At 64.9% G+C, this 25125-nt stretch carries 25 protein-coding genes; 11 read left to right on the top strand and 14 right to left on the bottom strand.

Annotation, left to right across the window (positions count from 1 at the left end):
* Nucleotides 1–107: 107 nt before the first annotated feature.
* From IPN92_19025 to IPN92_19000, 6 genes are all read right to left on the bottom strand, one after another.
* Entirely contained in the window at nucleotides 108–1154 is a 1047-nt protein-coding gene (locus tag IPN92_19025) for a DMT family transporter (protein ID MBK8640270.1), read from the bottom strand.
* Nucleotides 1155–1291: 137 nt separating this feature from the next.
* Nucleotides 1292–1966, bottom strand: a complete 675-nt coding sequence (locus IPN92_19020) for a DUF4113 domain-containing protein (GenBank protein MBK8640269.1) — start codon at nucleotides 1964–1966, stop codon at nucleotides 1292–1294.
* 391 nt (nucleotides 1967–2357) lie between these two features.
* Nucleotides 2358–2774 (bottom strand): VOC family protein, encoded by a 417-nt coding sequence (locus IPN92_19015; GenBank protein ID MBK8640268.1) that lies wholly within the window; start codon nucleotides 2772–2774, stop codon nucleotides 2358–2360.
* Nucleotides 2775–2811: 37 nt separating this feature from the next.
* Nucleotides 2812–3273 carry an HNH endonuclease gene (locus IPN92_19010; protein MBK8640267.1) on the bottom strand — a complete coding sequence of 154 codons (462 nt, stop codon included), beginning with the start codon at nucleotides 3271–3273 and terminating at the stop codon, nucleotides 2812–2814.
* A gap of 176 nt (nucleotides 3274–3449) precedes the next feature.
* On the bottom strand, nucleotides 3450–3776 hold the full coding sequence (locus IPN92_19005) for a HEAT repeat domain-containing protein (GenBank protein MBK8640266.1): 327 nt from the start codon (nucleotides 3774–3776) through the stop codon (nucleotides 3450–3452).
* Between the two features lie 287 nt (nucleotides 3777–4063).
* The gene (locus tag IPN92_19000; protein MBK8640265.1) at nucleotides 4064–4426 is read right to left on the bottom strand and encodes a lipocalin-like domain-containing protein; all 363 of its coding nucleotides are present in this window, start codon (nucleotides 4424–4426) and stop codon (nucleotides 4064–4066) included.
* Nucleotides 4427–4561: 135 nt separating this feature from the next.
* Between IPN92_19000 and IPN92_18995 the strand changes: the two genes are divergently transcribed.
* Nucleotides 4562–4765, top strand: coding sequence for a hypothetical protein (locus IPN92_18995; GenBank protein ID MBK8640264.1), 204 nt, complete (start codon nucleotides 4562–4564; stop codon nucleotides 4763–4765).
* A gap of 31 nt (nucleotides 4766–4796) precedes the next feature.
* On the opposite strand, the gene IPN92_18990 is transcribed toward IPN92_18995, so the two are convergent.
* From IPN92_18990 to IPN92_18960, 7 genes are all read right to left on the bottom strand, one after another.
* On the bottom strand, nucleotides 4797–5129 hold the full coding sequence (locus IPN92_18990) for a hypothetical protein (GenBank protein ID MBK8640263.1): 333 nt from the start codon (nucleotides 5127–5129) through the stop codon (nucleotides 4797–4799).
* Nucleotides 5126–5791, bottom strand: coding sequence for an SOS response-associated peptidase (locus IPN92_18985; GenBank protein ID MBK8640262.1), 666 nt, complete (start codon nucleotides 5789–5791; stop codon nucleotides 5126–5128). The genes IPN92_18990 and IPN92_18985 overlap by 4 nt, the downstream gene beginning before the upstream one ends.
* A gap of 27 nt (nucleotides 5792–5818) precedes the next feature.
* Nucleotides 5819–7105 (bottom strand): Y-family DNA polymerase, encoded by a 1287-nt coding sequence (locus IPN92_18980; GenBank protein MBK8640261.1) that lies wholly within the window; start codon nucleotides 7103–7105, stop codon nucleotides 5819–5821.
* 291 nt (nucleotides 7106–7396) lie between these two features.
* The gene (locus tag IPN92_18975) at nucleotides 7397–8125 is read right to left on the bottom strand and encodes an amino acid ABC transporter ATP-binding protein (protein MBK8640260.1); all 729 of its coding nucleotides are present in this window, start codon (nucleotides 8123–8125) and stop codon (nucleotides 7397–7399) included.
* Nucleotides 8126–8144: 19 nt separating this feature from the next.
* Nucleotides 8145–8813: an amino acid ABC transporter permease gene (locus IPN92_18970; GenBank protein MBK8640259.1), complete on the bottom strand. Its 669-nt coding sequence runs from the start codon at nucleotides 8811–8813 to the stop codon at nucleotides 8145–8147.
* A complete protein-coding gene (locus tag IPN92_18965; protein ID MBK8640258.1) occupies nucleotides 8813–9559 on the bottom strand; it encodes an amino acid ABC transporter permease in 747 nt (248 codons plus the stop codon). The genes IPN92_18970 and IPN92_18965 overlap by 1 nt, the downstream gene beginning before the upstream one ends.
* Before the next feature lie 89 nt (nucleotides 9560–9648).
* Nucleotides 9649–10557: an amino acid ABC transporter substrate-binding protein gene (locus IPN92_18960; protein MBK8640257.1), complete on the bottom strand. Its 909-nt coding sequence runs from the start codon at nucleotides 10555–10557 to the stop codon at nucleotides 9649–9651.
* Between the two features lie 521 nt (nucleotides 10558–11078).
* On the opposite strand from IPN92_18960, the gene IPN92_18955 reads away from it, so the two are divergent.
* From IPN92_18955 to glnB, 4 genes are all read left to right on the top strand, one after another.
* Nucleotides 11079–12074 (top strand): NrtA/SsuA/CpmA family ABC transporter substrate-binding protein, encoded by a 996-nt coding sequence (locus IPN92_18955; GenBank protein MBK8640256.1) that lies wholly within the window; start codon nucleotides 11079–11081, stop codon nucleotides 12072–12074.
* Nucleotides 12075–12080: 6 nt separating this feature from the next.
* Nucleotides 12081–14927 (top strand): EAL domain-containing protein, encoded by a 2847-nt coding sequence (locus IPN92_18950; GenBank protein MBK8640255.1) that lies wholly within the window; start codon nucleotides 12081–12083, stop codon nucleotides 14925–14927.
* Nucleotides 14928–15338: 411 nt separating this feature from the next.
* Complete coding sequence (locus IPN92_18945) at nucleotides 15339–16964, top strand: NAD+ synthase (protein ID MBK8640254.1); 1626 nt, start codon at nucleotides 15339–15341, stop codon at nucleotides 16962–16964.
* A 96-nt stretch (nucleotides 16965–17060) separates the two neighbouring features.
* The gene (glnB, locus tag IPN92_18940) at nucleotides 17061–17399 is read left to right on the top strand and encodes a nitrogen regulatory protein P-II (GenBank protein ID MBK8640253.1); all 339 of its coding nucleotides are present in this window, start codon (nucleotides 17061–17063) and stop codon (nucleotides 17397–17399) included.
* Nucleotides 17400–17443: 44 nt separating this feature from the next.
* Here the strand turns inward: glnB and IPN92_18935 are convergent, their stop codons facing one another.
* Entirely contained in the window at nucleotides 17444–18286 is an 843-nt protein-coding gene (locus tag IPN92_18935) for an outer membrane protein assembly factor BamD (GenBank protein MBK8640252.1), read from the bottom strand.
* A 92-nt stretch (nucleotides 18287–18378) separates the two neighbouring features.
* Here IPN92_18935 and rluD point away from each other — a divergent pair, with 92 nt between their 5' ends.
* The 6 genes from rluD (at nucleotide 18379) to IPN92_18905 (ending at nucleotide 25048) form a co-directional block, all read left to right on the top strand.
* Complete coding sequence (gene rluD, locus IPN92_18930; GenBank protein ID MBK8640251.1) at nucleotides 18379–19341, top strand: 23S rRNA pseudouridine(1911/1915/1917) synthase RluD; 963 nt, start codon at nucleotides 18379–18381, stop codon at nucleotides 19339–19341.
* Nucleotides 19328–20071 (top strand): peptidoglycan editing factor PgeF, encoded by a 744-nt coding sequence (gene pgeF / locus IPN92_18925; protein ID MBK8640250.1) that lies wholly within the window; start codon nucleotides 19328–19330, stop codon nucleotides 20069–20071. Before rluD ends, pgeF begins: the two co-directional genes overlap by 14 nt.
* Nucleotides 20072–20159: 88 nt before the next feature.
* Nucleotides 20160–20666: an amino acid-binding protein gene (locus tag IPN92_18920; GenBank protein MBK8640249.1), complete on the top strand. Its 507-nt coding sequence runs from the start codon at nucleotides 20160–20162 to the stop codon at nucleotides 20664–20666.
* Between the two features lie 2 nt (nucleotides 20667–20668).
* Nucleotides 20669–21187, top strand: coding sequence for a peptide deformylase (gene def, locus IPN92_18915; GenBank protein ID MBK8640248.1), 519 nt, complete (start codon nucleotides 20669–20671; stop codon nucleotides 21185–21187).
* A gap of 91 nt (nucleotides 21188–21278) precedes the next feature.
* The gene (locus IPN92_18910; GenBank protein MBK8640247.1) at nucleotides 21279–23384 is read left to right on the top strand and encodes a carboxy terminal-processing peptidase; all 2106 of its coding nucleotides are present in this window, start codon (nucleotides 21279–21281) and stop codon (nucleotides 23382–23384) included.
* Nucleotides 23385–23461: 77 nt separating this feature from the next.
* Nucleotides 23462–25048, top strand: a complete 1587-nt coding sequence (locus tag IPN92_18905; protein ID MBK8640246.1) for a glutamate--cysteine ligase — start codon at nucleotides 23462–23464, stop codon at nucleotides 25046–25048.
* Nucleotides 25049–25125: the final 77 nt, after the last annotated feature.

Here is a 25125-nt window from a genome sequence, read left to right as displayed (position 1 = left end):
GCCAGCGGGGAGTAGGCGGGGGGCGTTTCCCGGCCCCGCCGCGCGGTGCCATCTCGAGGGATAGCGCAAGGCGCTCTTGGGTCGCTCCACGGCCTAATCGCGACCGACTAATGACCGTGGCGGTGATGAATATCCGGAAAATGCGGGTGTTTGTGCCTCATGCTGATATGAGTATGCAGGTGGCCGTGCGGTGCCCCACCATCCCCTTCAGCGTCGTGGTCGTGTTGGTGATGTGGGTCATGCTGGTGGGGATGCCGATGGGCCAGGGGTTCATGGGCATGTTCATGTTCGTGGTGCTCGGTCAGGTGCAGCCAAACGCCAAAGGCCATCAGGCCACCAGCCAACCAGAAGGCGGGTGTAGTCGGTTCATCCAACACAACCAGTGCCACCACGACACCTATAAAAGGGGCAATCGAAAAGTAGGCCCCGGTTCGCGCTGTCCCCAGTCCCCGCAGCGCCAAGACGAACAGCACCAAGCTGATACCGTAGCCGAGCAGGCCGACCAACATCGTCCTCAGCAGGGTCAGGGGCGCGGGTAAGCGCAGACCCCATGCGAGCGCGAGGGCACAGTTAACCCCCCCGGCTATCAACCCCTTAGTCCCGGCGATGAACAAGGCATCGGCGGCAGAGACATGGCGAGTCAAATTGTTATCGATGGCCCAGCAGCAGCAGGCGAAGGCGATGGCCACCGGGCCTAGCCCCTGGGACGCCCCCCACTCTCCCGCCGGCCAAGACAGCAAGATGCCGCCGGCAACGATCGCGACCATGCCCAGCACGACGCGCTGATCGGCGTTCTCCCTGAAAACGACCCAGGCGAGCACCGCCGTTAAGACGGACTCCAGATTCAGCAAGAGGGACGCCGTCGCGCCAGGGGTGGTGGTCAGGCCTACCATCAGGGCCACCGGCGCTAAGACACCCCCAAAGAGGGTGGCACCGAGCAGCCAGGGCCACTCCCGCGGGGCCATGCCAGAGGCCCGCCAACCACGATCACGCGCCAGGCGCGCCACGGTCAAGCCGACCCCACTACCCAGATAGAGCAAGCCGCCGAGCAGCATCGGGGACATTTCCCCCACGAGCAACTTGGCAACAGGGGTACTGGCACCGAACAAGCTCGCAGCCAACAAGGCTAGCCAAACGGCAGGGATTGAGGTCATGGCGTTAACGACGGGTTACCGCATCAGCGGGGCACGGGTCGGGTAAAGGGTAACAGACTCCAGGGGCCAGGGGCCGGCGAGATGAGGCTCCGGCTCGGTTTCCGGTCCTGGCAGTGGCCAAGCCGTCATTCACTCCCTCACCCCACCCCCGGCAACTCCGCCCACCGCGTCGTATAAGCCGGCGACAACCGCTCCCGGCGCATCCGCCACGGCTGGCCCAAACCCTCCGCCAGATAACGCAGGGTGCCGCGCCCCCAGCGGCGATTGATGTCATCCATCACCGTCATCACCCCCTGGCGCCGCGTCTCCCCGGCGGCGGACAGCGGTGCAAACAGGTCCCCGCCGCGCGCCCCCGCCGGGGCCAGCTCCAGCAGCACGATGCCGGCCCGCTGGTAGCGGTAGCCCGGCCGGTAGAGCGCGCCCAGCCCCGCCAGGGCGGCGCGGATCAGCCGCGCCGTATCGGCGGTGGCCAGCGGCAGGGGCACCGCCCGGCTGGGATGATACTGGGGCTCGTCATCCCGAAAGGGCGGGGTGCCGATCTGCACCTGGACCACCCCCGCCGTCAGCCCCGCCCGGCGCAGGGTGGCGGCGGCCCGCGCCGTATGGCTGGCCACCGCCTCGCGCAACGGCGCCAGGTCCGTCACCAGGCGGCCGAAGCTGCGCGAGGCGATGACCTGCTGGCGCGGCGACGGGGTCTCTTCCAGGGTTAGGCAGGCGACGCCATTCAGCTCCAGGGCGGTGCGCGCCAGCACCACATTGAAGTCCCGCCGCAGGCGCGCCGGGTCGGCGCGGCGCAGGTCCGCCACCGTCACGATGCCCGCCTGTTTCAGCCGCGCCGCCCAGTGTTATCCCTCACGCTGATCCGCGTTTCACCGCCCGCTATCGGTAACATTCTGCCACCGGTGGTGGGAGGGAGGGGGTGAGGCAGAGTGGGAGGGATCTCGCCCGAGGCTTCCCGGGAACGCCACCGGTGGGCAGGGAGTCGGGCAGTGGAGCACAATTGGGGGACGGCTTTGCGCCCGACTGGTGTAGTGGGGCCTGTCCGAGGCGAGCATCGCCATCACCCGCTGGGTGAATTACCCCTCTTGCGGTATTGGCGGGCGTCTAGGCGGGCACTGCCCGATTCCGCGACTACTGGGCGAACGGCGTCTTGCCGGGTTTTCTTTGCGCGGACGCGCGGTCGGCGCAAGAAAGCCCTGGATCCTATAGGGTGCAGCAGGCGCCGCCCGCACCAACCCCGGTGCCGTCCTCGACGGGCGAGCAGAACCAGATCTTGTTACCCTCACTGTCGAGGAAGCTCCCGACGTAGAATCCGTCCCCATAGGCCTGGACCGGATCACCAATTTGAACGCCCCGCGCGACCAGTTCACGTTCTGTGTGCGGGGCGTTTTCCGTCGCAACCGTCAGCCGCGGATTGAGCTGCTCGCTAGGCCGGGCGTACCAACCTTCGCCCACCGCCTTGAGCATCAGGATGACCTTGCCTAGCAGGTAACCCACCTGGCGCCCGTCCTCGTAAGCGGCGGGCAGACCCAGTGTCCCCCCGTAAAATCTTTCCGCCCGCGGCAGATCCTCGGCGGCCAGCGCCACCACCTTAAGTCGTTGAAAGCCGAGCGTGCTCATGGTCTCGATCCCCTGCGGTGGATATGAATTGATGGGGTTAGGTCCGGCCTCGCTTTGCCTGGGGTGGCCACTTGATCGCGTGCAGTTGACCGTCGATGGCGACTTCGGCCGGGCGCGTGACCCCCGATGGCCAATCCACCTCGGCGTAGTGCATCTGTCGGTGGTGGTTGGCACAGAGTACCAAGATATTCCCGGCGGCGTCGGGTCCTCCCTTGCTCACGGGTACTATGTGATGGCATTCGTAATAGTACGTTTGCCCGTCGCGCTTCCGAAAAGTGAAGTCGCAGATCTGGCAGTGGGGACCTCGATCACTGGCCGCACGTTCCTTTACGCGCCAGTCACGGATGACGCGCGCAACAATTTGGACATGCCGACGCAGATCCAGTCGGATTCCCGTCCGGTCCTCGATGATGGCTTGCGCGGCCGACCGAAGATCCGAGAGGAGTTGGTCCTTCGTGGTCGGCAACTTCTCATCCCCTTGAACGACCGGATCGAACAACGGGAGTTGCCGGTCAGGCTCTTGGACGCGAGGCTCGGTGTTGATGCGCGCCAGCGCAACTCCGAGGCTTTGCGTCTCAAGACCACCGCTGTTTGCGCGTAGGTCCAGCAGACGCTTCCGGAGGTGCTCAAAAACGTCCGGATCGTGGACCCTCAGATGGCCAATGGACCGAGCGGCTAGGATCTGACATAGACGTTGCCGTCGTCGAGGACGTTCTTCAAGGCGACTGTTGCTCGGGCATCCCGAACTCCAAGCTTGCCGAGCGCGCGAGCCGCGTACCAGCGCATGTCGGCTCTGCCATCGCCACCAAGCGAGGCCACCAACGACGCCACGGCCCCGGCACACCCGATCTTGTTTCGGACCAGCCCTTCGATCGACCATTCTCGCACAATTGCATCAGAGTCACTGAGACCGGCGATGAGGGCCTGCCTTGCGACCTCGGATGACGAGCGAGATGCCGCAAGAATGGCGTGACGCCGCTGTTCTGAATCGGAGCTCGACATTCTCACCGTTCCTTGACCACGGCTGACCTAACGCTGGGCCTCAGCCGCGTCTGGGAGCCGCAGCGAGGGGCGAGCGGAGGCTGGCAGGCGTCGGCTGCAGGCCGATGTTAGGCTGGGAAGCACGCCCCGCCGTGGCCCCATCCCTGGCCCGTGGCCGCCCGCTCCACTGGTACGCGCCACCGCAGCAAGTACGCTTCGCGTCCTGATTTGGCTCTGCCTCGCCTACTTGGCGCGTTTCCACACCACCGTCGCGGTGCCGCCGCCCGACGCGACCGCGGCCGTATACGTCAGTTCGTCGCCGGTGATGTGAATGGCCGCTTCTGTTCCGTCCCCTCCCAATTGGGGAACGTGGCGGTCTCGATCTTGAAGGTAAGGGTCTTGTCGGCCGCGTTGACGGAGATGGTACCGAAGTGGGTGAGACTCCCCCCGACGATCGCCTTGTTTTCCGCTGGCGTGGCCGTGGTGCGGTTGTTGGAGGCCATCTTGGGCAGATCGGCATGTGCGATGGTGATCACATAGTGGCCGTTGCCATTCACCATCAGGATGCCTTTCGGATTGGGACCGAATGTGTCGGTCTTGGTCCCGCCCTGCTCGTTGGCGGTGGAGACAAGCGTCCAGGTGCCGACCAAAACACCTTGGGAAGCCAGCATCCCGGGCGTCCCGCTTGAGCGCCATGTTGGACGAAGCCGCTATCGCGGCAGGTGAGCTGACCCCCGATACTCCCTCAGCCGCCCGTTCTCCGGGCGGTCGCGACTATTGCGACACTCCTGATGGAGAGTATCCCCATGAATGCTATCGAGCAAGCCCGGTTTAACGCCCTCTATGCCACCATGCTGTGCGCCATGCAACTCCAGGGCAAGGCCGAGAAGACCCGCGAAGCCTATGCCCAAGGTCTGCGGTGCACGGCTGGTCACGGGCGCCGCTTGCGAATCCGCAAAGCTGACGTGCCGCGCCACAATCCAAATCCCTGGGCAATCACACCACTTTAGGGAGTTGACCGCCTACCCACTCCCCTTCCCCCTAATCATCATTCCCAATCGTCCCCAGCCCCGACCCATCTAACAGCGTCGCCCCGCTCGGGCCGCTGAGGTTGACGTAAAAGGTCTCATGCCCCTCCTTAACCCGCTCCCCCCGCACCGCGACGCCCACCGTCCGCGCCAACTGGCCGGCCGGGAAGGTCAGCACGCCGCTGGTGGCGGTGTAATCACTGCCGGCCTGGGCCGTGCCATGGCGTTGGCGTACTTTACCGTCACGGCGGCGGTGGTCCCCATGAGGCCCTGGTGGAGTGGCTGGGCAGGAACCAGCAATATGAGCGGGAGAGTGCCTGAGGGGCGGTTGCTGCGCTACCTTCAGTCAGCAGCCACCGGCTCTATTAAAGCCGCCCCGTCCTCCCGCACGGCATTGACGCGCTGACTCACCGGCCAGCCCTGGAGCGCCGCCGCCGGTGCCGGCGCCAAGAGGGCCCGGGCCTCGGCTACCGTACCCCCCAGCCAGGTTTCCCAAGACCACGGGGGCAGGATCAGCGGCATCCGGTCATGCACCGGCGCCACCTGGCCCTGGGCGGCGGTGGTCAGGATACAGGTGGTGCGTAACCAGCCGCCCGCCGGGATCGGCCAGGCCGCCCAGAGACCCGCCAACGCCAGCACCTGGCCCTGCGGGTCGCTGAAGTAAAAGGGCTGCTTGGTCCGCTCCTGGGCTTGCCATTCGTAAAAGCCATCGGCGGGGATCAGGCAGCGGCGCTGCTGGAAGGCGGAGCGATAGGCGGGCTTGGCCGTCACCGTCTCGGCCCGGGCGTTGATGAGCGGCGCGCCGCGGGTCGGGTCCTGGCTCCAGGGAGGGATCAACCCCCAGCGCAACCGGTGGAGCACCCGGGCCCCCGCGGGCGACCGCCGCACCACGGCGATATCGCTGGTCGGGGCGATATTGAAGCGCGGCGCGCAGTCAGCAGCCTCCACCAGGTCAAAGACCCGGGTCAGTTCCTCGGGGCTACGGGCAAGGGCGAAGCGGCCACACATACCGCTTAGTTTAGCCCGGTGACGGCCTCACCCCACCCCCAACAACTCCGCCCACCGCGTCGTATAAGCCGGCGACAACCGCTCCCGGCGCATCCGCCACGGCTGGCCCAAACCCTCCGCCAGATAACGCAGGGTGCCGCGCCCCCAGCGGCGGTTGATGTCATCCATCACCGTCATCACCCCCTGGCGCCGCGTCTCCCCGGCGGCGGACAGCGGCGCCAACAGGTCCCCGCTGCGCGCCCCCGCCGGGGCCAGCTCCAGCAACACCACCCCGGCCCGCTGATAGCGATAGCCCGGCCGGTAGAGGACCCCCAGCCCCGCCAGGGCGGCGCGGATCAGCCGCGCCGTCTCGGCGGTGGCCAGCGGCAGGGGCACCGCCAGGCTGGGATGATACTGGGGCTCGTTGTCCCGAAAGGGCGGGGTGCCGATCTGCACCTGGACCACCCCCGCCGTCAGTCCCGCCCGGCGCAGGGTGGCGGCGGCCCGCGCCGTATGGCTGGCCACCGCCTCGCGCAACGGCGCCAGGTCCGTCACCAGGCGGCCGAAGCTGCGCGAGGCGATGATCTGCTGGCGCGGGGGCGGGGTCTCTTCCAGGGTTAGGCAGGCGACGCCATTCAGCTCTAGGGCGGTGCGCGCCAGCACGACATTGAAGTCCCGCTGCAGGCGCGCCGGGTCGGCGCGGCGCAGGTCCGCCACCGTCACGATGCCCGCCTGTTTCAGCCGCGCCGCCCAGCGCGCGCCGATGCCCCACACCGCTTCCACCCCCAGTGCCGCCGCATAGCCGGCCTCCGCCGCCGGGGTCAGGTCGGCCAGATTGCACACCCCCACGGCCTGAAAGTCGGGATGCTGCTTCGCCAGGCGGTTGGCGAGCTTGGCCAGGGTCTTGGTGGACCCGATGCCCACCCCTACCGGCAGGCCGGTCCATTGCCGGACCCGCGCCCGCAGCGCCCGCCCCACGGCGGTCAGGCCCCCGGCCTCGCCCGGCGTGAAGCGCAGAAAGGACTCGTCGATGGAATAGACCTCCTGCGCCGGGCTGAACTGGCCGATTACCGCCATCAGGCGGCTACTCATATCGGCATAGAGGGCATAGTTGGAGGAGAGGGCGCGGCCCTGGTGTTCGGTCAGCAGGTCCCGCACCTCGAAATAGGGCTGGCCCATACGGATGCCCAGGGCCTTGGCCTCGTCACTGCGCGCCACGCAACAGCCGTCGTTGTTGGAGAGGACCACGACGGGGCGGTCGCGCAGGCGGTCGTCAAAGACTCGCTCGCAACTGACGTAGAAGTTGTTGGCGTCGATGAGGGCGTAGGGGCTCATGGCAGGCGCACCACCGGGGTCGCCTCGCCGCAGCGGCCCGCTTCGACCTTGCGCCCGGCGCCGGGGCGGGCACCACCGCTTGGCATCTGGGTTCTCCGATTGGTGTTACGAGAACCAGAGTATAGGGCAATGGCGGGGGAATTGGCGCCTGCGGCAGTGCGGCTTGGGCGCGGAGCCGGGCGGTGGCCGCCCAGCGCCAGGAGGCTCGCTGCCACGTCAGCCGCCCTTGATCACACGGGCGGTTAGATTTCCAATCCGCCGACCAAGGGGTTACCCGTGCCGTGGGGCGGTTCAGTACGATAGGATCTTGGACAGGAAAAGCTGGGCGCGCTCCGCACGCGGCGTGCCGAAGAACGCTTCCTTGACCGCGTCCTCGACGATGCGGCCCTGATCCATGAAGATCACCCGGTTCGAGACCTTGCGCGCGAAGCCCATCTCGTGCGTCACTACCATCATCGTCATGCCCTCCTTGGCCAGCTCAACCATGACATCGAGCACCTCATTGACCATTTCCGGGTCGAGCGCCGAGGTGGGTTCGTCGAACAGCATGCAGATCGGGTCCATGGACAGCGCCCGGGCGATGGCCACCCGCTGTTGCTGGCCGCCAGAGAGCTGGCCCGGATACTTGTGGGCGTGCTGCGTGAGGCCAACCCGCTCCAGCAGTCGCAGACCGCGCTCGGTGGCCTCGTCCCGGCTCCGCCCCAGCACCTTGATCTGGGCGATCGACAGGTTTTCGGTAATCGTCATGTGCGGGAACAGCTCGAAATGCTGGAACACCATGCCGACATGGGCGCGCAGCTTGGGCAGGTTGGTCTTTGGGTCGCCGACAGAGATTCCGTTGACGAGTATCTCGCCCTGCTGGAAGGGTTCGAGGCCGTTCACGCATTTGATCAGCGTCGATTTACCCGAGCCGGACGGGCCGCAAACGACGATGACCTCGCCTTTCTCAACCTGCGTCGTGCAGTCGGTCAGCACCTGGAAGGCGCCGTACCATTTGCTGGCGTTGCGGATTTCGATCATGGACACGGGGAGCTTCCTTTCAGCGGACGATGGCGATGCGCTGCTGCAGTTTTCTCACCAGCAGGGACAGGCTGAAGCTGATGATAAAGTAAAGCCCTGCGGCGACCAGGTAGGTTTCGATCGGGCGGTTGAAGTTCTTGCCGGCGATCTCGAAGCCCTTGAGCAGGTCGTAGGCGCCGATGGCATACACCAGCGAGGTGTCCTGGAACAGGATGATGGTCTGCGTCAGGAGGATCGGCAGCATGTTGCGGAAGGCCTGCGGCAGGACGATCAGGCCCATGGTCTGCGGGTAGTTCATGCCGAGCGCGTAGCTGGCGGCAACCTGTCCGCGCGGAATGCTCTGGATGCCCGCGCGCATGATTTCCGAGTAGTAGGCCGCCTCGAAGAGGGTAAAGGTGATCATGGCCGATATTTCCGCGCCGAGCGGACGCCCGATCACCATCGGAATGAGCAGGAAAAACCAGAGGATCACCATCACCAGCGGCACGCTGCGCATGGTATTGACGTAGGTGGCCGCGAGCATCACCAGCCAGGGTTTGCCGGAGAGGCGCATCAGCGCCAGCACGGTGCCCAGCAGGATGCCGCCGGCCATGGCCACCAGCGTTAGCTGGATCGAGAAGATGAAACCCTTGACGAGATAGCCGGAGATCACCTCCGGCGTGAAAAAGGCGAAGTCGAGGGCCAGCATCAGTGGCCTCCCCCGCCGATCATGCCCGGCACGCGCACGCGGTTTTCGATGAAGAGTGCGAGGCGGTTGATGGCAAAGGCGGAGATGAAATATAGCCCGGTCACCGCGAGGTAGACCTCGACGCCGCGCGAAGTTTCCTCCTGTGCCTGCAGGGCGAACAGGGTGAGTTCGGGGATGCTCACCGCGAAAGCCACCGACGAATTCTTGATGATGTTCATCGCTTCGCTGGTGAGCGGCGGAATGATGATGCGGTAGGCCATCGGCAGCAGCACATGGCGATAAGTCTGCGGCAGGGTGAAGCCCATCGCGAGCCCGGCCATGCGTTGGCCACCCGCCAGGGACCGGATGCCGGCGCGCACCTGCTCCGAAATCCGCGCCGAGGTGAACAGCCCGAGGCCCACCACCACCAGGATGAAGCTGGAGACGTCACGCAGGGGTGGGATCAGTGCCGGGACGACGTGATACCAGAGAAAAATTTGCACCAGCAGGGGAACGTTGCGGAACAGTTCGGTCCAGGCATTGCCCAGCCGTACCAGCCACCGGTGCGGCGTGGTACGCAGGATGCCCATCAGCGATCCCAGCGCCAGCGCCACCAGCAGCGCGAGCGCCGACACCGAAAGCGTCCAGCCCCAGGCCGAAAGCAGCCAGTCGAGGTAGGTGATGTCACCGGACCGGCCGAAGCAGCCGGGCACGACGTTGCCGTCGATGGTGTCCCTGCAGAAGACCTGCCAGTCCCAAGTAGCCAAGCCCGTTCCTCTCGCCGCCGTTTCAGCCAAAAAAGGCGCTGTGCCGCCGTGTTAACGCCGCGCCTTCGCCATCCGCAGACAGTTCCGCCTTACTGCTTGGCGTAGTCTTCCATCGGCTTATCGTTGGGGCCGGCCCAGGCCGCCTGAGTGGCGTCGGATGCCGGGAGGCCGATGCGGGTGTTGATCGGCGGGATCGGCTGCATGAACCAGGTGTCATAGATCTTGGCCATTTCGCCGGACTTCATCATCGCCGACAGACTGGTGTCAACCGCCTGCTTGAAGTCGGGATCGTCCTTGCGCAGCATGATGGCGATCGGCTCCACCGCGAGCACTTCGCCGACGATCTTGAAATCGTCCGGTTTCTTTGACTTGGCGATGTTGCCCGCCAGGATCTGGCCGTCCATGACGAACGCATCGGCGCGGCCGGATTCGAGCAGCAGGAAGCTGTCGGCGTGGTCCTTGCCGTACACCTCGTTGAAGGTCACCCCGGCGCCGCGTTCGTGCTTGCGCAGGTGCTGGACGGAGGTGGTGCCGGTGGTGGTGGCGACGTTCTTGCCGTTGAGTTGGCCGATCGAGGTGATCCCGGAGTTGGCCTTGACGGCAATGCGGACTTCCTCGACATAGGTGGTGACGGCGAAGGCAACATCCTTCTGCCGGGCGGCGTTGTTGGTGGTCGAGCCACACTCGATGTCGAGGGTGCCGTTCTGCATCAGTGGGATGCGGTTCTGCGAGGTGACCGGCTGGTACTTGATGTCCAGCTGGGCCAGGCCGAGCTGTTGTTGCACCTCGGCCAGGACGCGCTGGCACAGTTCGACATGAAAGCCGGCGAACTTGCCGTCACCGAGGGTGAAAGAGAGGCCGCCGGAAGATTCGCGCACACCCATGGTTACGCTGCCGCTGTCCTTGATCTTCTTCAGCGTGCCGGTGTCCTGGGCGAGGGCGGGTATTGCAAGGGTGGTGAGGCTGATGCATGCGACAACGGCTGCGCGACGAATCATGATGGTCTCCTGAATGATCGGACGGACTGCGGTTGGGACTTGCTGGCGGCCGCGGCGCTGCGGGCGTGCGGCGGGTAACACCTCTAGACTACACCGAAAACCGGTGTTCCGGCTGCTGCAAAGTCCACATTTGCGCGTATAGGCCACCGCGCCCGAGGAGTACACCTCGGTGCATGGCCGCGCGGGGCAGTAACCCCCAGTGTCAGGGCGCTCTGGTTGCGGTAGTCCCGGGCGTTCCCCGGTAAAATCAGGCCTGACTAGGGGAATGCCCGGGTCGCGCGGCCCCTGCGCCTGGTCTAAACTCCATCCCGGCGGGACCTGCGTACCTCTTTCCGAACCCGCGGTGAGTTTGCGCTGCCAAGAGTAGGCCCCACCGCAGCCACCACCTATAGAGCCACTGCCGGGCCGGGCGACCCAGGGTAGCAGTGCCCTACCTGATGACAACGGCATTCCGTTTTAACTAAATCAGCGGCTTACCAACCTCACCCAGGGTCTGCGGCAATCACCACCGGAATCCGCTCATGAAAAAAACGACAATGAACCGGGTAGCGGCCCTCCTGACCTTGGCGCTGGCCCTGACGGCCTGCCAACAGTCGCCCGCGCCGGCGACCGAACCACCGCAGACGCTAAGGATTGCCTTCACCGACCGGCTTGAGAGTGCCTTGGTACATATTGCGCTAATCCAGGGCTACTTCCGCGCGGAGGGGCTGGACATTCAACCCGTCATGCGCACCTTCGGCAAGGCCGCGCTAGAGGCAATACTGGACGGTCAAGCCGACCTCGCCACGGTAGCCGAAACCCCCATTATGTTTGCCGTCCTCCAGGGCGCGAACCTCCGGGTGCTGGCTACCCTGCTCGAAAGTGATACCAACCTCGCCGTGGTGGCCCGTGGCGATGCCGGTATTGCCAGCGCCAAAGACCTCAAGGGCAAACGCATCGGCTACACCCCCGGCACCGCCTCGGATTTCTTTCTCGCCGCTCTGCTCACCGCCAACGGCCTCCCGCGCCAGGAGGTGCTGGCCGTGGACCTGAAGCCCGACGCGATGCAGGAGGCCCTGCTGGCCGGGGAGGTGGATGCGGTGGCCACCTGGAGCTATTACCCGCTCGTCCACGCGCTGGGGCCGAACGCGCGGGTTATCTTAGACTCGGAAATCTATACCCAAACCTTTAATCTGGTCGCCCGGCAGGACTTCATCGACCAGCACCCGCTGGTCATTCAGAAAGTCCTGCGGGCGCTGATCAAGGCCGAGGGCTTCGCCCGCACGCAGCCAGACGCCGCTCAGACCCTCTTGGCCGAGGCCACCCAGATCGACCCGAGCCTGGTGCAAGAAATCTTGGGCAACTTCCAGTTCCTTGTCGGGCTGGATCAGATCTTGCTGCTGATCCTGGAAGACGAAACGCGCTGGGCGATCAGCAACCAGTTGACCGATCAAACCCAGATGCCGGACTACTCGACGATCCTGTATCTGGACGGTCTCAAAGCCGTGCAGCCCGACGCCATCTTCCTCGAACGCTAAGCCGTCATGCGGATCCTTACCCGGCTGAAACTACTCAAAGTCGTCATTCCGCTGAGCCTGGCAGTGCTGGGCGGGGTGATGATCGGGTCACTGCTGGAATTCAGCAACGCCAGGGACGCGAATCAACTGGCCTCTGCGATCCAGAACCATGCGGCCGAAGCCGCGTCCCTGCGCGACCAGTATTTCCTGTATCGGACTGAACACACCCGGGAGGCTTGGCTGAGCCTGCACCAGGAGGGTGCGCAACTGCTGGCCCAAGCACACGAACGGTTCTCGACCCCGGACGAACGTCAACTGGTCGCGCAATTGGTGCACAAGCAGACGGAACGACTGGCCCTTTTTCAGCGCATTGTGGCCAACACCCGATCCCTGAGCGAGGCCGGACCGAACCGATTCCTCTATGAGGAACTGGACAAGCGCTTGCTGAATCAACTGCTAGTGAGGGCCGCAACCTTCCGCAACCTGGCCATGGTCCTGCAAAGGTCCAGCCAGCAGCGGGCGGACGATGCCCTTCGGCAGGGGGTGTGGAACCTAGCGGGGGGGACGGTCGCGCTGGCCCTGCTCATCATGACCGTCCTCTTCTCCACCGACCGGCTGATTAACCAACGTCTGGCTGCCCTGCACACGGGAGCCAGGGCGGTGGCCAATGGCCGGGTTGATCTCCGGATTGACGTGCCGGGTACGGATGAACTCGCGGACCTGGCCGATTCGATCAATACCATGACGGAGGCGCTGCTGCGCCAGGCAGCCCGGCAGCAGGAAGAGGCGCGGCTGCGGGAAAGCGCGGCGCACTTTCGCCAATTCTTCGAGGGCAATAGCTCGGTGATGCTGCTGACCGAACCCGTCAGCGGGCAGATCGTCAACGCTAACCCGGCCGCCGCAACCTATTACGGCACGCCCTTGAATCAACTCATCGGCATGAACATCGCCCAGATCAACACCCTGCCGCCCGAGGCGATTGCTCGGGAACGGGCCGCGGCGCTGCACGAAGAACGTAACTTTTTCAACTTCCAGCACCGGCTGGCCAACGGCGAAGTGCGCGATGTGGAGGTCTATGCAACGCCCACCGAGGTGGCCGATCAGGTGTTGCTGTTTTCCATTATCCATGACATTTCCGCCCGCAAGCAGGCCGAACAACAGCTGCAACTCGCCGCCAACGTGTTCAGTCATGCCCACGAAGGCATCCTGATCACCGACCCCAACGGAACGATCATTGAGGTCAATGACACCTTCACCCAAATCACCGGCTATCCCCGTGAGGAGGCCCTGGGCCACAGCCTGTGGCTCATGAGTTCCGGCCTGCACCCCCCGGCGTTCTTTGCGGAGTTGTGGAACAAGTTGCTCGCGAGCGGCCATTGGTACGGCGAAATCTGGAACCGGCACAAGCAGGGCCGCGTGTACGCGGTGCTGCTCACGATCAGCAGGGTGTGCGACGCCCAAGGCCACCCCTTGCACTACGTCGGGTTGTTCTCGGACATCACCGCGCTCAAGGAACACGAACGACAACTCGAACACCTCGCCCACTATGACGCCCTGACAGGGTTGCCGAACGGGGTGCTGCTGGCCGACCGGGTGCGACAGGCCATGACGCAGGCCCAGCGGCACGCACAATCCATCGTGGTGGCCTTTCTCGATCTGGACGGCTTCAAAGCCGTGAATGACCATTATGGGCACGCCGTCGGCGACCGGTTGTTAATGGTCGTGGCCACCCGGATGAAGGAGGCGTTGCGCGAAGGCGACACCCTGGCGCGCGTCGGCGGCGATGAATTCGTTGCGGTATTGCTCGATCTGGTCGACATCGCCGTCGGTGAGCCGATCTTCCAGCGCCTGCTCGCGGCCGCCAGTCAGCCCGTGATGATCGGCGATCACGCCCTCCAGGTGTCCGCCAGTATCGGCATCACCTTCTACCCGCAGGCGGACGAGATTGATGCCGAGCAACTGCTCCGCCAAGCGGACCAGGCGATGTATCAGGCCAAGTTGGCGGGCAAGAATGGCTACTACGCCTTCGACGCGGTCCAGGACCGCAGCATCCCCCACCATTATCAAACGCTGGCGCGCATTCATGAGGCGCTGAGCGCGCACGAACTGGTGCTGTACTACCAACCCAAGGTGAACATGCGTACCGGCACGGTCATCGGCGCGGAGGCGCTGATCCGGTGGCAACACCCCCAGGAGGGCCTGCTGCCGCCCGCCCAGTTCATGCCGGTGGTGAACGCCAGCCAACTGGAGAGTCCGGTCGGCTCCTGGATGATCAGCGAAGCCGTGCGCCAGATGAGTGCCTGGGCGGCGCAGGGGTTGTCGTTGCCGGTGAGCGTGAATGTTGCGGCCCGTCATTTGCTGCAACCCGCGTTCGTCGCCGACTTGCGGACGCTGCTGGCGCGATACCCCGCGGTGCCGCCGGCGCAACTCGAACTGGAAATTCTGGAATCGGTCGCCTTTGACGATATAGCGACCGTCTCCCGCCTGATCGAAGGTTGTGGACAACTGGGGGTGCACTTCGCCCTGGACGATTTCGGCACCGGCTATGCTTCACTGACCAACCTTAGGCATCTGACGGTGCGGGTGCTGAAAATCGATCAGTCCTTCGTGCAGGACCTGCTGGTGGATCCCGAGGCCCAGGCGATTGTCCAGGGCGTGGTCGGACTAGCCGCCGCCTTCCAGCGCAGCGTGATCGCCGAGGGGGTGGAAACGACCGAACTGGGCTGCCGGCTGCTAGAACTCGGTTGCGACTGGGCGCAGGGCTATGGCATCGCCCGGCCGATGCCGCCGGAGCAGATCCCCGACTGGATCGCCGGTTGGACGCCGCCCGCCGCGTGGGGAGCGAAAACGACGGGTTCCCGCTCGTCTGAGTGACGACTGACCGCGGACGCCATCCGTCGGGTGGCGGATCAGGTGGCGATGGCGATCGAGGGGCCCCTCGGCGTACAACACTGACTCAGGTGCCGTCACCCAGCAGGCGCCTGGCGGTTTGGCGTATGGCTTGAATTTGTTCGGTGTTTAAGCGCATGAAGGTATTTTGAAACAGGAGCGATTCGTCTGGCCGGCCTGCTAGCCGGGGGGATGCCAAAGAGGTCGTGGCAATATGAAATCACCGCCGTTCCTTCAGGCTGCTATCCTGATACCATCCGAGGGAGGCTGGCCTGGTTGTTCAGTTCTTACCTCCGTGGAATCCCGCGAACCATTGCTTAACTCCCTGTAATTTCTGTTAATAGCGTCTCGGTACTCATGGCTGCCGGGCCGGAATTGGCGGACAGAGTCCCTGACATGACCCTACGCATTCTCATCGCTCAAGTCAATCTACTGGTCGGCGATGTCGCCGCTAATCGTGACCGGGTCATCCAGGTGGCCCGGGAGGCGCGGGAGCGGCATCAGGCCGACCTGGTGGTCTTTCCGGAGCTGACCCTGACGGGCTATCCCCCCGAGGATTTGCTGCTGCGGCCCGAGTTGATCGAGCGCGTGGCGACGGCCCTGGAGGCTATCCGCGCCGCGAGCCAGGGGATCGGGCTGGTACTGGGCTATCCAAAGCGGGATCTGGGGAGCCTCTTCAATGTCGCGGGGCTGTTTCAGGATGGCCGGCTGGTGGCGGAATACGCCAAGCAAATGTTGCCTAATTACAGTGTGTTCGATGAGAAGCGTTATTTTCAGCCGGGTCATGCCCCCTGTGTGATCGATTTTCAGGGGACACGACTAGGCATCAGCATCTGCGAGGACATCTGGGAGGAGGGCCCCACCCAGTTGGCGGCGGCGGCGGGGGCGCGACTGCTGATCAATCTCAACGCCTCGCCCTACCACGTCGGGAAGGCCCCGGAGCGCGAGGAACTTCTGGTCCGTCGCGCCCAGGAACACCAATTGCCGATCCTGTACGCCAACCTGGTCGGCGGACAGGATGAACTGGTCTTTGACGGCGGCTCCTTCGTGGTGGATGCCCAGGGTCAACTGACCCAGCGGGCGCCCTTCTTCGCGGAGGCGATGCTGCTGGTCGAGGTGGAGGTGGGTCCGCCGGGTCAAGCCCCTTGTCCGCGCCCCGCCGTCATCGCGCCCATCCCGGCGGCGGAGGAGGGGGTCTATGGCGCCCTGGTCCTGGGGGTGCGGGATTATGTGCGCAAGAATGGCTTCCGGGGTGCCGTGCTGGGTCTGTCGGGCGGTATCGATTCGGCCCTGACCCTGGCGATCGCGGTGGATGCCCTGGGGGCGGACCAGGTGGAGGCGGTGCTCATGCCTTCGCGCTATACGGCGGACATGAGCGTCGAGGATGCCCGGGAACAGGCGCGGACGCAGGGCGTGGTCCATCGCATCGTGCCCATCGAGCCGGCCTTCAGGGCCTTTCTGGAGATGCTGGCGGGTGAGTTCGCCGGTTGCGACCTGGACGTAACCGAGGAGAACATCCAGGCCCGCTGTCGTGGCATCATCCTCATGGCCATCAGCAACAAAAAGGGCAAGATGCTGCTGACCACCGGCAACAAGAGCGAGGTCGCCGTGGGCTACGCGACCCTCTATGGTGACATGGCCGGGGGGTTCGCTCCCATCAAGGATGTGCCCAAGACCCTGGTCTATCGCCTGGCGGCCTATCGCAATGGCCTTGGCCCCGCGCCCGTCATCCCCCAGCGGGTGATCGACCGGCCGCCCTCGGCGGAACTGCGGCCCAACCAGACCGACCAGGACAGCCTGCCGGATTACGAGATTCTCGACGTCATCCTCAAGCGCTACATTGAGGAGGACGAGGGCGTGGCGGGTATCGTGGCCGCCGGCTTTCCGGAGGAGCTGGTGCGGCGGGTGACGCGCCTGGTGGACCGTAATGAATATAAGCGTCGGCAGGCCCCGCCCGGCGTACGCATCACTACCCGGGCCTTCGGCCGCGACCGACGTTATCCCATCACGAGTGGTTTTTGAGTGTCAGCGTGGCAAAGGCGGCCGTGTGTGGTCCCGCCGCTTAAACTATACTGATCAGCGTTTTGTAACCTACGCATTCAACAGCAGGAGATCCTAGTGAAAAAGATCGAAGCCATAATCAAGCCATTCAAACTGGATGACGTCCGCGAGGCCCTGTCCATGGCGGGTATCACCGGTATGACCGCCATCGAGGTCAAGGGGTTTGGTCGGCAGAAGGGTCATACCGAACTCTATCGAGGCGCGGAATACGTGGTTGATTTTCTGCCAAAAGTGAAAATTGAGATCGTCCTGAACGATGACCTGGTTGATGTCTGCGTCGAGGCTATCACCACCTCCGCCCGCACCGGCAAGATCGGTGACGGCAAGATTTTTGTCAGCGATGTGAGCCGCGTGGTGCGTATCCGTACCGGTGAGGAGGACGTAGCGGCCGTTTGAGGAGGGATAGGCCGGGATGAATGCCCCGGCCTTCATCCCGTGCGTCAGTTCTTGTCGAGTTCCAGATAGTCCCAGAGCTTCCGTGTCAGGGTAACTTCTGACGGCGGCAGGTCGTCGGAGACAAACTTACCTTCCTTGTCGTTAAGATCGAGCACCCGCTGGGCGTCGGTGGCGAGGTCGTCCTTGCCTAGGCGCTTGTAGGCGTCGATCATGGTCACCAGGGCGTCGCGCACCGCAGTGGTGCGCTGAAAGTGCTGGATGACGTGGTTGCAGCGGTCCACCGCCGCCATGTAGGCGCCCTGCTTGACATAGAATTTCGCGATGTTGACTTCGTTCCTGGCCAGGTTGCCGCGCAGGTAAAGCATGCGCTGGCGGGCGTCGGGGGTATATTTGCTGTCCGGGAAGCGCCGAACCAGTTCCGAAAAGTCGTTGAAGGCATCCAGGGCCGAGCCGGGATCGCGCTGGGAGCGGTCAGTGGGGATGTAGCGGTCGAGAAAATCGACGCTGCGGTTGTAGTTGACGATGCCCTTGAAGTAGTAGGCGTAGTCCACGTAGGGGCTCTGGGGGTAAAGCTTGATGAAGCGGTCCGCCGCTGCGATGGCCTCCTCGGGCTTGTCCGCCTTGTAATAGGCATAAGAGACATCAAGTTGGGCCTGCATGGCGTAGCGGCCAAAGGGAAAGCGGGCCTCCAGCTTCTCGTAATATTCGATAGCCGTCTCGTAGCCGCCGCTGTTTAACTCCGCGGAGGCCTCGGAGTAGAGTTTCGAGGCGCTCCAATCCTTGGTCGTGTCTTCCAGGTTGCCAAACCAGGAACAGCCGGAGAGCAGGAGTGCAAGGGCCAGCAGGGGCCCAAGGGTAGGCAGGAAAGGTTTGATCCGGTAATACATGTAATGATTCATCCAGACGAAAACGGCCGCAGTATAACCCAAGCGCGGACGGGCGCGAGGGGGCTTATTCATTGCCCGCGGGTGGGCGGGTGATAGTCGCCGCCGCGGTCCCCCGTGCCTGCCGTCTGGGCGCCGACCTGGGTGGTCAGCGCCTGGATCAGGCCCTGGCCGAGTTGCTGCCCGAGTTCTCGCGCAGCCGGCTGCAACAGTGGATCGATGAGGGCCGGGTGCGCCTCAACGGTCAAGCCTGTCGGCGGCGAGACAAGGTCTGGGGCGGGGAGGAGGTGTGGCTGGAACCGGCGGTGGCGCCGGACGAGACCTGCCAACCCCAGGATCTGCCTCTGGACATCGTCTTCGAGGACGAGGCCATTCTGGTGATCAACAAGCCCGCCGGGCTGGTTGTCCATCCGGCCGCCGGTAATCCCGATGGCACCCTCCAGAATGCCTTGCTCCACCATGCCCCGGAACTGGCCCTGGTCCCCCGGGCTGGCCTGGTCCACCGGCTCGACAAGGATACCAGCGGCCTGTTGGTAGTCGCCCGCACCTTGCAGGCGCACAAGTTTCTGGTGGATCTGCTCCAGCAGCGCCAGGTCCATCGGGAATATCGCGCCCTGGTGACGGGCGTCCCGACGGGCGGCGGCCATGTCGATGCCCCGGTGGGCCGGCATTCGCGTCAGCGCACCCAGATGGCGGTGGTCTCCGGCGGCCGGCCGGCGGTCACCCACTACCGCCTCCTTGAGGCCTTTCGGGGCCATGCCCTGCTGGCGGTGCGACTGGAAACCGGGCGCACCCATCAGATCCGGGTCCATATGGCCCATATCCATTACCCTATCCTGGGCGATCCGGTTTATGGCGGTCGGCCCCGGCCGCCCAAGGGCGCCTCGACGCGGCTGGTGGCGGGGGTGAGGGCCTTTCCGCGCCAGGCTCTGCACGCCATCCGTCTCGGCTTCCCCCATCCGCTCACGGGTGAGGCGTTGGCTTGGGAAATCCCCCTGGCGGCGGACATGCTGGACTTGGTGAGCCTGCTGCGGGAGGACGCGGATGGAGTGGCTTGAGGCCGACTGGTCCGCTCCGCCCTGGGTGCGGGCCATCAGCACCACCCGGCGTGGCGGCATCAGCCGCGGTCCCTACGCGGGGCTCAATCTGGGCGATCACGTGGGCGACGATGCCACCTGCGTGGCCGCGAACCGGGAGCGGTTGCGCCTGGGGCTGGGCCTGCCCGCCGCGCCCCACTGGTTGCGTCAGGTCCATGGCTGCGCGGTGGCGCTGGCCCATGAGCCCGCCGTGGCGGTTTGCGAGGCGGACGCCCTAGTGGCCTGGGGTCCGGGCCAGGTCTGCGCCGTCCTGACGGCCGACTGCCTGCCGATCCTGCTCTGCGACCGCGCTGGCACCCGGGTCGCCGCCGTCCATGCCGGCTGGCGCGGCCTGGCCGTGGGCGTGATCGAGGCCGCCCTGGCCCGTCTCGGGGGGCCTCCCGAGTCCCTGCTGGCCTGGCTGGGCCCCGCTATCGGGCCCGGGGCCTTCGAGGTGGGGGCCGAGGTGCGAGCGTGTTTTCTGGCCGGGGACGGGCAGGCCGCAGCGGCCTTCGTACCCCTTGGCCAGGGCCAGTGGCTGGCGGACCTGCCGCTGCTGGCGCGCCACAGGCTCGCCAGGCTCGGCGTGCGGGACGTCCAGGGGGCGGGCCTCTGCACCTTCCAGGATGCCGGGCGCTTCTACTCCTATCGCCGGGACGGCGTCACGGGGCGCATGGCCAGCCTCATCTGGATCGAGCCCCATGATGCGTAGGGTTCCCGATTTCCCCCTTCACCCATTTCGACGTACCATGCGACACAAATCCGAGTGCGCGACGAGGTGAATCTTGGCTGAATGGCAGATGTTGACCCTGGTGGGGGAGGACCGGCCCGGTATCGTGGCCCGGGTCACCCAGGCTATTTTCGAGGCGGGAGGCAGTCTGGGCGAGGCCTCCATGATCCGTCTGGGCGGCAATTTCACCATCATGTTGATGGCCGAGGTGGTGGGCGGGGAGGAGCGGCTGCGCCTGGCCCTGGCGCCCGTGGTGGCGGATCTGGGTCTGTGCCTGCATATCGATGCCATGAGGGGCGGTCTGCATCGGCACCTGGTCCCCAACGTCCAGGTGCGCGTCGCCGGGGCGGACCGCGCCGGCATCGTCGCTGACGTGACCGGGGCCTTGGCCCGGGTGGGCTTCAATATTCTGGAGCTGGAGTCCGATGTCGGCGGCGACCCCCAGCGCCCCTTCTACCTGATGAACATCCAGGGGTATTCCGAAAGCCCCCTGGAGGCCTTGGAGGCGGCGGTAGCGGGTCTGGTGGCCGGTGGCATCGCGGTGGACATCTCGGCCGTCGAGACCCTGATCGGTTAATCATGGCCCTACTCGAAATCCTTACCCTGCCGGACGAGCGGCTGCGCCAGGTCTCCGCGCCCGTTACCCACTTCGACGACGGGCTGCGCGCCTTCATCGCCGATCTGGAGGAGACCCGCCAGGCCGGGCCGGCGGCGGTGGGCATCGCCGCGCCCCAGGTCAACGTCTTCAAGCGGATCGTCATCGTGGATGTCTCCGGCCGCAAGAACACCCCCAACCATGGCTATCTGGTCCTGGTCAATCCCGAGATCACCCACTGGGATGGCTTCGAAATGGCCCGCGAGGGCTGCCTGTCCGTGCCGGATTACACCGGGAACGTCATTCGGGCCGGCAAGATTCACCTGAGTGCCTGTGATCCCCGGGGGATGCCCCTGGAGTTCGAAATGGAGGGTTACGAGGCCCGGGCAGTCCAGCACGAGATGGACCACCTCGATGGTACCCTTTTTGTCGATCGGGTCGTCAGTCGCCGTACCGATCTCTTCCGCCGCAAGGTCTATCGGCAGGGCGGGCAGTCGGCTTGAGGGCCCCCGGATGCGGTGCGGACAGGCCGAACCTTGGGCCTGCCAACCTGTCTGACTTATCCAATGAGCATCACCTTGAGAGTACTCGCGCATGAAAATGCCTCGTCGTCCCCTTCTCCATCTCCTTCTGTCAACCCTGCTGGTGCTGGCCAGTGGCTGCGTGGGGGCCAAGTCCCAGGATGTGGCGATCGGGGATTTGCAGCCCAAGGCCCGTCAGGAGAAGACGACCCAGGTCATCAACAAGGTCCTGGAGCGCTTCCACTATCGCAAGGTCACGCTGGATGACGCCTTTGCCGATCAGATCTTCGTGGCCTACCTCAAGTCCCTGGACCCCAATCGCTCCTTCTTCACCCGGCAGGAAGTCGATCGCTATAAGCGCGAATTCAAGCACCTGGACGATGATTTGAAGCGTGGCAAGGTCGATCTGGGCTTCGAGGTCTTCCGCCTTTACCGCAAGAATGTCGAGAACCGCATCGCCTTCGCCATGGGGCTCCTCGATAAGGGCTTCAGTTTCGACCAGGACGAGCAGTATCGCTTCGACCGCGCCAAGGCGGAATGGGTGGCTAACGCCGCGGATCTGGATGATGTCTGGCGCCAGCGGGTCAAGAATGATTGGCTGGGCCTCAAGCTGGCCAAAAAGAGCGATACCGAGATCCGCAAGCTGCTGGGTGAGCGCTATGAGGGCCTGGCGCGCCGGGTACGGCAGTTCGATAGCGATGATGTCTATCAAACCTTCGTCAATGCCTACATCGAAACGCTGGAGCCTCACACCAGCTTTATGTCCCCGAGCACGGCGGAAAACTTCGACATCAGCATGAGGCTGTCCCTGGAGGGCATCGGCGCCGTACTCAAGGGAGACGCGGATTACACCGAGGTCCAGCGCACCATTCCGGGCGGTCCGGCCCGGCTTTCTGGCCTCATTCACTCCGGTGACCGGATCGTGGGCGTTGCCCAGGGCGCGGACGGGACCATGGAGGATGTGGTCGGCTGGCGGCTTCAGGATGTGGTGGACAAGATTCGAGGGCCCAAGGACTCGGTGGTGCGTTTGCAGCTTCTGCCTAAGTCGGCCGGGACGGACGGCGTTACCCGCACCGTCTCCCTGGTGCGCAACGAAATCAAGCTGGAGGACCAGGCCGCCAAGGCCTATATGCTGGAAGACCTCCCCAATGCCCTTGGGCTGCGCATCGGTGTCCTGGAGGTGCCGGGCTTTTATCGCGATTTTCGCGCCGAGTCCGATGGCGACAAGGATTTCCGCAGCACCACCCGCGATGTCCAGGCTCTGCTCGCGGACCTCAAGCGCAAAGGCGTGGATGGCATCGTGGTGGACCTGCGGGGCAACGGCGGGGGCTCCTTGACGGAGGCGACGGACCTGACGGGGCTCTTTATCGATAAGGGCCCGGTGGTGCAGGTCAAGGACTCGTTCGGCAAGGTGGAGGTCGAGAGCGATGTCGCCGCCGGAGCCGCCTATAGCGGGCCGCTGGCGGTCCTGGTCGATCGCAATAGCGCCTCCGCCTCGGAGATCTTCTCCGCCGCCATGCAGGATTATGGGCGTGCCATCATCATTGGCGAGCCGACCTTCGGCAAGGGCACGGTGCAGACCCTGATCGACCTCAATCGTTATGTCCCCGGTAATGGCGAGGACCTGGGCCGCTTGCGCCTGACCATGGCCGAGTTTTATCGCATCAGTGGCGGTAGCACCCAGTTGCGGGGCGTGGAGCCGGATATCCTCTTCCCGACCGCCCCTCAGGGGGCCGAGCATGGGGAGCGCTCCCTGGAGAACGCACTGCCCTGGAACAGCATTCATCCGGCCAAATACGACAAGACCAAGCTGGGGGATCTGAGCACTTTCCACAAGGCCTCCACCCAGCGTATCGACAGTGACCCCGGTTTCCGCATGCTCACCGCCCGCGAGCGGGTGCTGCGCGAACTCGACGATGAGAAGACGGTGTCCCTCAAGGAGGCCGACCGCCGGATTCAGGCCGACCGGCGCGAGAAAATCCTCAAACATCAGCGGGATGAATTTCTGCGCGCCCAAGGCGAGACGCCTATCGACGAGGAAGCCGAGGATGTCGATGAGGAGGTCATGGAGCGCCAGCAGAAGGTCGTTGAGCAGATTCAGATCCGCGAGGCCGCCAGCATCCTGGCCGATGTGGTGCGCGCCGATACCTTCCGGGTCCGGGAAGCCAAACGCGATTGATGTCCCGGGCGGCGGAACCGGGGCCAGCAGGGACAACTCGAGTGCGGGGGAGTGCCCCAGGTTCCCGGGCGTCCTGAATGGATGACTGCTGGGGATATCGGGCCCGAATGGGGGCTATCGAGCGGGCCGGGCTGGCCGGCCTGTTCCGCGCCGGCCTGGTGGGCCTGGAGAAGGAGACCCTGCGCGTCTCCCCCAGCGGCACCCTCTCCCCCAAGCCCCACCCGGCGGTCTTCGGCTCCGCCCTGACGCACCCCTACATCACCACGGATTTTTCCGAGGCCCTGCTTGAACTCATCACCCCGGCCCTGGCGGATAAGGACGAGGTGCTGGGTTTCCTGGACGATCTGCACCGTTTCATCCATGCCCACCTGGAGGAGGAGATCCTCTGGGGCGCCAGCATGCCCTGCCTTCTGGAAGGCGCGGAGCGCATCCCCCTGGCCCGCTATGGCAGTTCCAACGCGGGGCGTATGAAGACCATCTACCGGCGTGGCCTGGGCTACCGCTATGGCCGGACCATGCAGGTCATCGCCGGGGTCCATTACAACTGTTCCTTCGTCGATGATTTCTGGTCCGCCTACCAGGATCGGGTGGGGGAGGTCGGAGATCCCGTCCATTTCCGCTCCGAGGCCTATATGGGCCTGGTGCGCAACATCCAGCGCTATGGTTGGCTCATCCCCTACCTGTTCGGCGCCTCGCCCGCCGTTTGCAAGACCTTTGTCCAGGGCGCCGAGACCAATCTGGTGGCCTTCGACCCCCATACCCTCCACTATCCCCACGCGACCTCCCTGCGCTTGGGCGATATCGGTTACCAGAACCGCCAGGAGGAGGGCACCGGCATCAAGGCCAATTACGACAGCCTGGATGCCTATATTCGCAGCCTCTCCTGGGCCATCGAGACCCCCTGTCCCCATTACGAGGCCATCGGCGTCAAGGTGGATGGCCAGTATCGGCAGCTCAACGCCAATATTCTCCAGATCGAAAATGAGTACTACAGTTCGGTACGCCCCAAGCCCCTGCTGGAGGGGATGGAAAAACCGACCCAGGCCCTACGCCGGCGGGGCGTGCGCTATATCGAGGTGCGCTCTTTCGATGTGAACGCCTTCGAGCCCGCCGGCGTCTCGGCGGAGCAACTCCACTTCATGGACGCCTTCATCCGGTTCTGCTTCCTGGCCGACAGTCCCCGCATCGATGCCCGCGAGCGCAGCGCCATCGACGACAATCTGGTCCTGACGGCCCATCGTGGCCGCGAACCGGGTCTGCGACTGGAGCGCGCGGGCCAGGCCATCCCCTTGCGCGACTGGGCCCTGATGTTGCTCGACGCCATGACCGCCATCGCCGAGTGGGTCGACGGTGGCCCCGGAGGTCCCTGCGTCGCCAGTCTCCAGCGGCAGCGGGCCAAGGTCCTGGACCCGGAACTGACCCCCTCCGCCCGCATGCTCGCCGAGATGCGCGAGCGCCGCGAAGGCTTCTTCGGCTTCGCCCAGCGCCTGTCCCTGGCCCATCGCCGGGCCTACCTGGCGCGGCCCCCGTCCTCCGAACGTCTCGCCCTCTTTCAGCATCTCACCCAGGATTCCCTCCGCCGCCAGGCCGCCCTCGAAGCCGCCGACGACCAGCCCTTCGACGCCTTCCTCGCCCGCTACCTGGCGGGGGGGTCAGGTCTATAAGCAGCGCGCGAGACCCTGTACAGCGCCGTGTTACTCGGCCACTTGAACAGCGCCGAAGGCCACCCAGCGAACGCCCC

The sequence above is a fragment of the Chromatiaceae bacterium genome (genome assembly GCA_016714645.1).
In the GTDB taxonomy this organism is placed as follows: domain Bacteria; phylum Pseudomonadota; class Gammaproteobacteria; order Chromatiales; family Chromatiaceae; genus M0108.
Note: the sequence above shows the minus strand (reverse complement) of the source record. Positions and strands in the feature narration are given on the sequence as shown.